This is a genomic window from Anaerotruncus sp. AF02-27 (assembly GCF_003465835.1).
Lineage (GTDB): Bacteria > Bacillota > Clostridia > Oscillospirales > Ruminococcaceae > Anaerotruncus > Anaerotruncus rubiinfantis.
In genome coordinates, this window is record NZ_QSBX01000007.1 from 94050 (window position 1) to 104834 (window position 10785).

Consider the following 10785-nt stretch of genomic DNA (forward strand, 5'->3'; position numbering starts at 1 on the left):
CCCGCCGTGCGCCGGAGCCCCGGCGCATGTACATAACCTCATCATCCAAGGAGGCCAAAGAAATGGAAGGCTACTATAAAAAATGGTTTTTTCCGCTGGTGCTTCCGGCAATTATATTATTCGTTTTGGTGATTTTGATTCCGTTTATACTGGGGGTAATTTATTCGTTCACCGGATGGCGCGGAACCTATTTTTCAGGCGGCGGCGCCTGGTATGAATCTTTCGTCGGGATCAAAAACTATCTGCGTGCGTTCCAGAACGAGCGATTTATGCAGAGCCTCTGGTACACCTTCCGCTATACGGTTGTGGCGGTCGTCGCCATCAATCTGACTGGGCTTGTCTTTGCGCTTCTGGTCAATGGCGTGCGGCGCGGCGCGGGCGCTTACCGGACCGTCTTTTTCCTGCCGAACCTGCTGGGCGGCTTGGCGCTCGGCTACATCTGGCAGATCATCTTCAACACCATTTATACCGATCTCCTGTTTGGGCCGAACGGGATCATCCCGGTGGATTTTCTCGCATATATGTTACAGGACCAGACCAAAGCGCTTTTCGCGCTTGCGATTATGATGGTCTGGCAGACTGCCGGGTATATGATGATTATTTACGTGACCGGGCTCAACAACATCCCGGGCGACCTCTACGAGGCGGCGGAGATCGATGGAACCACCTGGTGGCAGCAATTTTGGCATGTGACCGTTCCAATGCTGATGCCATCGATCACTATCTGTGTATTCCTCACGCTCGCCAACTCCTTCAAACTGCTCGATCAGAACATCGCCCTCACCGATGGCAATTTCGGCACCCGTATGCTGGCCATGCAGATCCTGCGCACCACCAAGGACACCACGCCGCCGGATTATGGGCTTGCGCAGGCGCAGGCGGTCATCTTCTTTGTGATGATCGCTGTTATCACGCTGGCACAGGTTTCCTTGACCAAAAAGCAGGAGGTGGAGCTCTGATGGAGGACAAAAAATATCATCACCGGGTCACGGCTGGGGATGCCGTCCGGTATCTCATCCTGACCCTGTTCGCAGTCTATACTCTGATGCCGCTTTATTTTCTGTTGGTGAACGCCTTCAAGAGCCAGTCGGAAATTGTTCGCAATCCGCTCGCGCTCCCGCAGAGCTGGAATTTTTCCTATCTGCAAAACGCGGCGGACAAAATCCACTTCCTCAAATCGCTCGGGCTCACTTTCGTGATTACCGCGGCTTCGATCGCGTTGATCGTTGTCGTGTCGTCGCTCGCGGCCTGGATGATGGTGCGCAACAAAACCAAAATCAGCGGGCTGATCTTTTTCCTGTTCGTTTCAGCCATGCTGATCCCGTTCCAGTCGATTATGTATCCGCTGCTCTCCTTCATGGATACGCTCGGGCTGAAAAATACGCCCGGCCTCATCGTGATGTACGGCGGCTTTGGACTTTCAATGAGCGTATTCCTCTATCACGGCTTTATCAAAAGCGTACCGCAGGGGATTGAGGAGGCAGCCGTCATCGACGGGGCAAATATCCTGCAGGTGTTCTTCCTGGTGGTATTCCCGCTGCTCAAATCGACCACCGTGACGGTGATTATCCTAAACGGCATGTGGATCTGGAACGATTATCTGCTGCCGTTTTTGGTGATCGGCAACGCCGAAGGCATCAAGACCTTGACGCTGGAGCTTTATTTTGCGAAAATACTGTCAGGGCAGTACGGAAGCCCCTGGGAACTCATCTTCCCGGCGGTGCTTGTTTCGGTGCTGCCGATCATCCTGGTTTTCCTCAGCTTACAGAAATATTTCATCAAGGGCATTTCGGACGGTGCGGTGAAAACCTGACGCGAATTTTTCAATCGGTTTGTCCTTATCCGGCGCAGCCGGTTTTCGCAAGATTGGGAAAACCGGTCCCGCGCTCCTTATCCCGAATCCGCCGCCAAAGGCGGCGGGTCGTCGCAGACGACTCTTTGCCGGGGGACACGGGGGTGGAAAGCCCCCGTGAGCAGCCGTCGCGCGTAAGCGCGCTTCGCCGTCAGGCGAGCAGGCTGCCAAGCGCGGCGTCCCTCGTTTTGCCAAAGCAGATTGCGCGCCATTTCTGCCGCAGGCAGCTTTCATGGAGCACATTACGAGCCGCAGCGAGTATTTCGGAGGCCAACCGCCGCAGAGCGGCGGCTCTTAGGCCGTAGATCGGGGCCGCGGGGTGTCCCCGCGTGTGTTCTTTGGGTACTTTCTTGCACAAGCAAGAAAGTACTTTCGGGCGCCTGAAAGGCGCAAAAAAACGTTAGGAGGAACGATATGCAGCGTGCATGGTGGAAAGAGGCGGTGGTCTATCAGGTTTATCCCCGGTCTTTCTGTGATTCGGACGGCGACGGGATGGGGGACCTTGGCGGCATCCGCGCAAAGCTCGATTATCTCGAAGAATTGGGGGTCGACGTGATCTGGCTTTCGCCAGTCTATCAGTCCCCGGGTAAGGATAACGGTTATGACATCAGCGATTATCGGGACATTCTCCCGGAGTTCGGTACGCTCGCGGATTGGGACGCCCTTTTGTCCGACGTGCATGCGCGCGGCATGCGGCTCATTATGGATCTGGTCGTGAACCATACCTCCGACCAACACCCGTGGTTTCTGGAAAGCCGCAAATCGAAAGAAAACCCCTACCGGGATTATTACATCTGGCGGGATGGGAAAGGCGGGGAGGAGCCCAACAACTGGGAATCAATCTTTTCCGGATCGGTCTGGCAGTATGACGAACCAACCGGACAGTATTATATGCATCTGTTCACAAGGGAACAGCCCGACCTCAACTGGGAAAACCCCAAAGTGCGCCGCGAAATCAAGGACATTGCCCGATTCTGGCTCGACCGGGGGATCGACGGGTTCCGCATCGATACCGCGAACCTCTACGCCAAACAGCCTGGCCTGCCCGACGCGCCGGTCACAAAGGCCGGAAAGTACCAGGATGCGTTCAAGCTGCATTCCAACCTGCCGGCCAATCACGAATGGCTGCGCGAGCTGCATGATGAAGTCTTTGCTCCGGCGGGCTGCATGACCGTGGGGGAAACCTCCGGCGTGACGCCGCAGGACGGGCGCGATTACACCGATCCAAAACGCCGCGAACTGAATATGATCATCCAGTTCGGGCATATGACCATCGACGTTGGCAAAAACAAATGGGAAAAAGCCGAATACCGCCCCATTGCGCTGAAAAAGGTGCTGACCGCCTGGCAGGAAGGCCTGAACGGTATCGGGTGGAACTGCAACTACCTTTCCAATCATGACCAGCCGCGGCAGGTTTCCCGTTTCGGCAACGACACCCGCTATCGGTACGAAAGCGCCACCATGCTTGCCACCCTCATCCACACGCTGCAGGGCACTCCGTTTATCTACCAGGGGGAGGAGCTGGGGATGACCAATGTGCGGTTTGACCGGTTCGAGGACTTTCAGGATGTGGAAATCCATAATTGGATTGCCGCCGAACGCCAAAAACCGGATTTTAACCCTGTGGCCGCGCTCGCGCAGATCAACCGCATCGGGCGCGACAACGCCCGCACCCCTATGCAGTGGGACGACAGCGAGAACGCCGGCTTCACCTCCGGCACGCCCTGGCTGCGGGTGAACCCCAATTACCCCAAAATTAACGCAAAGGAGCAGCTTGCGAATCCACATTCGGTTTTTCAATACTACAAAAAGTTAATTCAATTAAGAAAACAACATAATGTATTTGTATATGGAACCTTTCAGGATCTTCTGCCGGACGATCCGGCGATCTATTCCTATGTCCGCACACTGGAGAGCGATCAGCTCTTCGTCCTGCTCAACCTGACCGGTGAGGATCTCCGGCTCGATGCAAAACCGCCTGCCGGAAAAATCCTGCTCTCGAACTACACAGGCAGGCCAGTCTGGGAGTCCGGGGTGCTTCTGCCCTATGAAGCGCAGGTCATCCTCTGCTGAATAAACCCCCGGGCCCTTCCCCAAAGGCCCGGGGGTTCTTTTTTCTTCACTTTCCAGCCGTGGAAAAATTCCGGTTCCAGTAGATCCGTTCAAAGGCGTTCACCGGCATCGGCCGGGCAAAAAAGTAACCCTGAACCACATCGCACCCAATCTCTGTGAGAAAATCGACCTGTTCAGCGGTTTCCACCCCTTCTGCCACCACCTGCATCTCCAGATGTTTGGCAAGCGCAACCACATCGGCCACCACCGAGCGACCGCGGCCGCCGTCCGATTTCTCCCCGAAAAACGCCTTGTCAAGTTTCACCACATCGACCGGCAGGCTGCGCAGCAGGTTCAGGGAGGAATATCCGGTTCCAAAGTCGTCCATGGCAAAGGTGAATCCCTGCTTCTTCATTTGGATCATCAATTCCGCCGTGCGGTCGATGTTTTCAAAATCAAGCACGATGTTTTCGGTCAGCTCCAGCTGCAGATACCGGCAAGGCACCTCATACTGTTCCACAATCTGCCGCACCCGTTTTGCAAAGCAGCTGTCATGCAGGTGCAGGCGGGAGATGTTCACCGCGACCGGCACGGGTTCAATTCCCTCCAGCAGCCAGCCGCGCAGCGTTTCGCACACCCGTTCCAGCACAAATTCATCCAGGCTCACGATAAAGCCGTTCTTTTCAAACACCGGGATGAACGCGCCCGGCTGAATGATCCCCTTGGTGGGATGGTTCCAGCGCACAAGCGCCTCGGCGCCTTCCAGCGACCGGTTTGAAAGTTTGTACTTGGGCTGCAGATAAACCTCAAACTGTCCCTGTACAAGCGCCTCCACCATTTCATTTTCGATATTTTTCTCCGCGACGATGCGGTCCCGCACCGTATGATCGTAAAAAGCGATCAGCTGGTCGTGAATCCCCTTGACCTCCTTGCGGGCAATGCCCGCCCGGTCGCTCATTACACTGAGGGAAAGGGTCTTATCTTCGATGGGATAAACCCCGAAGGAAAACTCCAGCGTATACTGCACGCGGAAGCCCTCGTGCACCTGCCGGATTTTGGCATCAATCCGGGAGATCCGTGCAGCGGCCTCTTCCCGGCCGTCATAATGCATCAGGAAATTGAAATTGTCCGCTGAGGACCGCGCAAACGGTTCATCCGGACCCAACTCCTTCCCAAGGATGCGCCCGTTGCACATCGTGCGGTTGCCTTCCTCATGGCCGAACAGATCGTTCAGAACCTTGAATTTATCGATATCAAAGCTTACCATGGCATATGGCGCGTCGCCAGAGGCGGCAAGCGCGGCGGTTGCGGCGCGCAAAAAACCATTCCAGTTCATTCCGCCGGTCACCGGGTCGGTATAGGCAAGCCGCTCCAGCTCATGCCGGTTGCGGTTCTTGCTGTGGACAATATACCAGCACATCCCGATCATAACCGTCAGCACCGAGACACACGCAAACAGCGTCAGGCCACTGAGATAACCGAACCGGGTGGACACAACACTTGCAGAAACCGCGGAAACCATATACCAGTCGTTGACCCGGATATTCATGTAAGACATGTACCGCCGCTGGCCGGCGCGCCGGTATTCGATCACCCCGTCCCGGTCATGGGCCATATCATCCCGCATTTTTTCGAGCTGTGCGCTCTGCAGCTCGGTCCCATGGTCAAAGCCCCGAAAAACATTCCCCAAGCCGGGCATACTGTCCGGATGCTCCGGATAGATCAGGATTTCCCCTTTCCGGTCGGTGATATAGGAATATCCCGCGCCGCCGAACAGACGCACATTCAGCGTGGACGCATAGACCGAGGCGTCGTTGGTGGCGTAGATCACACAGAGAATCTCGTCCTCATTATAGACCGGGGCAGCATAGACATAGATGGTTTTGCTGTCCACATAATCCTGTAACGCGTTTGAAACGACGGATTCTCCTTCCAGCGCGCGCTGGAAATATTCCCGCTCGCTCAGATCCATGGTGCTCTCTCCGTCGGTACGGTAGGCAGTGCCGTCCTTCAACACGAGACCCATCCGCTTGAAGCTGGTGGTCCGAACTTCTTTTTTCAGCATCTCAAGGCCCTTTTCGACCGTAAACTCCTCCAGCGAACCTATTGCGCCGGCAATGGTGCGAAGCATCCGCATATCGCCTTCCATCTGCTGCTCGACCACATTCGCCCCTTGCCGCGACACCTCCGAAAGATATTGCAGCGCTTCCTCTTTGAGCGAAGCGTTCACCGAGCGGATATAAAACAGAGCGCAGCAGACCAGGACCAGCACTGCCAGCGTCAGCAGGGCGGCCGTTTGCAGAATATTTTTTTTGTCCTTGGCATTTTGCATACAGTCTCCTATTTTGCGGCCCCTGCTTTTCCCAGCCAGACTTATGGTAGCATATCTGCAGCAATTTGTCACACTTATTTTTACATCGGGCCCTCTTTTTTGCCGCGGAATACCTTCTCCCGGAGCCACTGCCGAAACGCTTCGAGCTGCCCGGCGGTGTGGAAAAAGTGCTCCCCGCCGGCCATCACTGTATGGCCGCAGCAAAACCGCCGTGCAAAATCGGCCGTAACCGCCGCTGGGCACAGGCTGTCAAGGCTGCCGGAAAGGATCTCGGTCGGGGCCTCCCAGCGTTTGACCGGATGCTCCCGGACGTAGCAGAAATAGTCCCAGTAGAGCGTCTGTCCAAACGACGTGTCAATCTCCTGTTCCGCCTGAAGGCGCGCTTCGCTCACGCCGGCCGCCTGCATCATCCCGCGGATGAGCGCCTCCATGTCGGTCACCGGGGAGAGAAACGCCGCCTGCCGGATGGGCGCGTCCTCGAGGGCGATCAAGCTGAAATACGCCCCCATGCTACAGGCGAACAGGCCCAAATCGTCCGATTTTTCCAATGCAAAGTCCAGGACTGTCCGCAAATCCCGCACGCAGTCCTGTACCTTGCAGGCCGTGCCGCCGGCTTTGCGGGCGCCATGGCCGGGCAGATCAAAACTCAATGTGCGGCTGCCCGCCAAATCAGCTTCTTTGGCAAACAGGGCGATCACTTCGTCCTCCTTGTGGGAGAGGTTTCCATGCACCGCCAAAAACAGCCTGCCGCCCGGTTGTTCTCCCCACAGGACGGCGGGGATGCCTGCGATCTCGATATGTGTCCGTTTCATAGAACCCCTTCTTTTCACATTTCATACAGCCGCCTTTCCCAGTTTACCGTCCAAAAGGCTCCCTGTCAATGAAAAGAAAAGCGCCTGCGATCATGCAGGCGCTTTGTTCTTTTTCAGTTTTACCGCTTTGATGACCTTCAGCCGGGAAAATTCCTCGCGGTCTTTTTCCTCCAGCGCGTCGGTGATAAATTTGATCGTCTCCTGATAGCGCGGGATCACGATATTCTCCAGCGCGTTGGCGCGCCGCTGGGTTTTGCGGATTGCATTTGCCAGGCGGTAAACGCTGTTCTCCACCTCGGCCAGCAGGGCGGTGATCTGTTTTACCTTTTCAAAGCAGACGACCGCGTAGTCAAAGCGGGAATTGGTCTGGTCGATGCCATAGCACATCTCGATCTTCCGCTCGGCCAGATGCACATTGGGGATTTCCACCCCCATCACACTGCGGTAGGTGATGGACAACCCATCGTCAATCGGAACCGCCAGCGCGGTCTCCCGGACCACGCCGAGGGTGATATTCGCATCCTGCAGCGCCTCATAAGCCTGGGCATAGGTACTGCTGATCTCGCCACGCAGGGTCTTTGCCTTGTCGATGAGCAGCATCATTTCCCGGATGAGGATATTGCGCTTGCGGTCGAGCAGGTCGAACCCCAGCGTCGAAAGCGACAGGGATTTCTGCAGCGCCATCAGGCTGCCCTTGGTTGGGGTCACATTCAGTTCATTTGCCATCTTGCTCCCTCCCGGCGCGCCCGGTTACGACGCCGACGGCGCGCTGCCGAACTTTTCAAGCGCGGCCTCGGGACGGTAGTACTGGGCGAGCACTTTTTCACTGACGCGGTCGAGCTCCTCACGCGGCAGCAGCGAAAGCAGCATCCATCCAAGGTCGAGCGTCTCTTCGATCGAACGATTTTCCCGCGCGCCCTGGTTGACAAAGTGCTGCTCAAACATCCTGCCGAAATACATATACTTTTTATCCACCTCGGACAGCTCCTCCTCACCAATGACCGATGCGAGCGCCCGCGCGTCCTGTACCTTGGCGTAGGCGGCGAACAGCTGATTGGAGCAGTCGGAATGGTCGGCGCGGGTATAGCCCTCGCCAATGCCGTCCTTCATGAGGCGGGAAAGGGAAGGCAGAACCGCGATCGGCGGATAGACGCCGGTCTGGTCGAGCTGCCGGTCGAGCACGATCTGGCCTTCGGTGATATAGCCGGTGAGGTCCGGAACCGGGTGGGTGATGTCGTCATTGGGCATCGTGAGGATTGGTACCTGGGTGACCGAACCGGAACTGCCCTCGATGATCCCGGCGCGCTCATAAAGGGACGCCAGGTCGGAATAAAGATAGCCGGGGAAGCCCTTCCTGCCCGGGATTTCGCCCTTGGAGGAAGAGAACTCGCGCAGCGCCTCGCAGTAGGCGGTGATGTCGGTCATGACAACCAGCACATGCATGCCGTGCTCAAACGCAAGGTATTCCGCGACGGTCAGCGCACAGCGCGGCGTCAGGATGCGTTCGATGATCGGGTCGTTCGAAAGGTTCAGGAACATGACGACCTTTTCCATGACACCGGCCTCTTCAAACGAGCGGCGGAAGTAGTCGGCCACGTCGTTCTTGGCTCCCATGGCGGCGAAAACGATGACAAAGTTCTGTTCATCGGTGCCGGAAAGGCGCGCCTGACGCACCATCTGAACCGCGACCTTGTTGTGACCCATGCCGGAGCCGGAAAAAATCGGCAGCTTCTGGCCGCGGATCAGAGTCGCAAGCGCGTCGATGGTGGAGATGCCGGTGTTGATATAGTTGCGGGGATATTCGCGGGTGACCGGGTTCATCGGCTTGCCGTTGATGTCGGCGCTCTTTTCACAGAAAATCTCCCCCAGCCCATCGATCGGGCGTCCGGAACCGTTGAAAATACGGCCGAGCACCTCGGTGGAAAGCGGCATTTCCATCGGGTGCCCGAGCAGGGTGGTCCTCACGTTGGTGAGCGACATGCCGCGGGTGCCTTCAAACACCTGGATCACCGCGCGGTCCCCCTCAATCTGCACCACACGGCCGAACCGCTGTTCGCCGCTTTCCATCTTGAGCGCAACCATTTCGTCGAACGAAACACCCGCCACATGGTCCAACGCGATCAGTGGGCCGTTGATTTCATTGAGTCCTACAAATTGCAGCATTCCTGACCGCCCCCTTAAAACGCACGATCAAGCTTGCCCAGCTTGTCGTCGATTTCTTTATAATAGTCGTCAAACAGCGCGAGCTGATCGTTCGGGATATCATATTTGATCTTGGTGATCTTTTCAAAAAGACCGGTATCGACAATTTCGGAAATCGGCACGCCGCGCGCCACGACTTCCTGGCATTTTCGGTAGAAATAGAGCACCACCTGCATCATCTTAAGCTGTTTTGGGAGGGGGACGTAGGTGTCGTCGCGGTGGTAGGCGTTCTGCTGCAAAATGCCGACGCGCACCACCTTCGCGATTTCGAGCACCAGCTTCTGGTCGTCCGGCAGCACGTCGGAGCCGATCAGCTTTACGATCTCCATCAGCTTGTTTTCCTCGAGCAGCAGGGTGGAAATCTCCTGCCGCCGTTCGAGAAAGTCAGGGGAGATGTTCTTTTCGTACCAGTCCGCCAGATCGTCTAGATATTCGCTGTAACTGGTGTTCCAGTTGATCGCCGGATAGTGGCGGGCATAGGCCAGGTTCTTGTCGAGCGCCCAGAAGCAGCGCACAAACCGCTTGGTGTTCTGGGTGACCGGTTCGGAGAAGTCCGCGCCCTGCGGCGAGACCGCGCCGATGATCGAGACCGAACCTTCCGTGCCGTTTAAATTCTTCATATAGCCGGCGCGCTCATAGAATTGGGAGATCCGGCTCGGCAGATAGGCGGGGAAGCCCTCCTCGGCGGGCATCTCCTCCAGGCGGCCGGAGATCTCCCTGAGCGCCTCGGCCCAACGGGAGGTCGAATCAGCCATGACGGCGACGTGGTAGCCCATGTCGCGGTAATATTCCGCCAGCGTGATGCCGGTGTAGATCGACGCCTCGCGCGCCGCGACCGGCATGTTGGAGGTGTTTGCGATCAGCACGGTGCGCGCGGTCAGAGGCTTTTGGGACTTGGGGTCGATCAGGTCGCCGAACTCCTTGAGCACCTGGGTCATCTCGTTGCCGCGTTCGCCGCAGCCGATGTAGACGATGATGTCCGCGTCCGACCATTTGGCAAGCTGATGCTGGGTCATCGTCTTTCCGGTGCCAAAGCCCCCCGGCACGGCGGCGGTGCCGCCCTTGGCAATGGGGAAGAGGGTGTCGATAACCCGCTGTCCGGTGATGAGCGGGCGGTCGATCGGCAGGCGCTCTGAGACCGGCCGCGAAACGCGGATGGGCCACTTCTGCGCCAATGCGAGATCGTGGGTTCTGCCCTTCTGGTCGCGGACGGTAATGAGCGTGTCAAAGACCCGGTAATCCCCGTCCGGCCGGACCGAAACCACCTCGCCGGAAAGATCCGGCGGGCACATGGCCCGGTTTTCGATGATGGCGGTCTCCTGGGTGACGGCGTAAACGTCCCCAGGCGCGAGCATATCGCCCGCCTTCACGCGAATCTGGACAGGCCACTTCTTTTCGGTGTCGAGCGACGGGATGTCCGCGCCCTCCGGGATGAACGGGCCGGACTGTTTTGCAATCTCGCCGAGCGGCCGCTCGATGCCGTCAAAGATGTTCGAGAGGATGCCCGGGCCCAAGGTCGCGCAGAGCGGCCCCCC

At 57.2% G+C, this 10785-nt stretch carries 8 protein-coding genes; 3 read left to right on the forward strand and 5 right to left on the reverse strand.

All coding sequences use genetic code 11. From position 1 onward, the window contains the following. From DWV16_RS07815 to DWV16_RS07825, 3 genes are all read left to right on the forward strand, one after another. Positions 1–959 (forward strand): carbohydrate ABC transporter permease (locus tag DWV16_RS07815; protein ID WP_370218946.1); only part of this gene is annotated, 959 nt, incomplete at its 5' end. Continuing rightward, positions 959–1813, forward strand: a complete 855-nt coding sequence (locus tag DWV16_RS07820; RefSeq protein ID WP_118478586.1) for a carbohydrate ABC transporter permease — start codon at positions 959–961, stop codon at positions 1811–1813. The genes DWV16_RS07815 and DWV16_RS07820, both read left to right, overlap by 1 nt. A 453-nt stretch (positions 1814–2266) precedes the next feature. Next, complete coding sequence (locus DWV16_RS07825; protein WP_118478588.1) at positions 2267–3925, forward strand: alpha-glucosidase; 1659 nt, start codon at positions 2267–2269, stop codon at positions 3923–3925. A gap of 46 nt (positions 3926–3971) precedes the next feature. Here the strand turns inward: DWV16_RS07825 and DWV16_RS07830 are convergent, their stop codons facing one another. The 5 genes from DWV16_RS07830 to DWV16_RS07850 all read right to left on the reverse strand — a co-directional run. Continuing rightward, on the reverse strand, positions 3972–6236 hold the full coding sequence (locus tag DWV16_RS07830) for an EAL domain-containing protein (protein ID WP_118478590.1): 2265 nt from the start codon (positions 6234–6236) through the stop codon (positions 3972–3974). Between the two features lie 80 nt (positions 6237–6316). After that, positions 6317–7048, reverse strand: a complete 732-nt coding sequence (locus DWV16_RS07835; protein ID WP_118478592.1) for a carboxylesterase — start codon at positions 7046–7048, stop codon at positions 6317–6319. 90 nt (positions 7049–7138) lie between these two features. Then, entirely contained in the window at positions 7139–7774 is a 636-nt protein-coding gene (locus DWV16_RS07840; RefSeq protein ID WP_066455848.1) for a V-type ATP synthase subunit D, read from the reverse strand. A gap of 24 nt (positions 7775–7798) precedes the next feature. Then, positions 7799–9211: a V-type ATP synthase subunit B gene (locus tag DWV16_RS07845; protein WP_066455842.1), complete on the reverse strand. Its 1413-nt coding sequence runs from the start codon at positions 9209–9211 to the stop codon at positions 7799–7801. Positions 9212–9225: 14 nt separating this feature from the next. Continuing rightward, positions 9226–10785, reverse strand: a 1560-nt coding sequence (locus DWV16_RS07850; protein WP_243007290.1) for a V-type ATP synthase subunit A, incomplete at its 5' end; no start/stop codon positions are given.

Excerpts from the sequence above, each read along its gene's own strand:
- DWV16_RS07830 (WP_118478590.1), bottom strand. The coding sequence starts at position 6,236 with ATGCAAAATGCCAAGGACAAAAAAAATATTCTGCAAACGGCCGCCCTG.
- DWV16_RS07835 (WP_118478592.1), bottom strand. The coding sequence starts at position 7,048 with ATGAAACGGACACATATCGAGATCGCAGGCATCCCCGCCGTCCTGTGG.
- DWV16_RS07840 (WP_066455848.1), bottom strand. The coding sequence starts at position 7,774 with ATGGCAAATGAACTGAATGTGACCCCAACCAAGGGCAGCCTGATGGCG.
- DWV16_RS07845 (WP_066455842.1), bottom strand. The coding sequence starts at position 9,211 with ATGCTGCAATTTGTAGGACTCAATGAAATCAACGGCCCACTGATCGCG.
- DWV16_RS07820 (WP_118478586.1), top strand. The coding sequence starts at position 959 with ATGGAGGACAAAAAATATCATCACCGGGTCACGGCTGGGGATGCCGTC.
- DWV16_RS07825 (WP_118478588.1), top strand. The coding sequence starts at position 2,267 with ATGCAGCGTGCATGGTGGAAAGAGGCGGTGGTCTATCAGGTTTATCCC.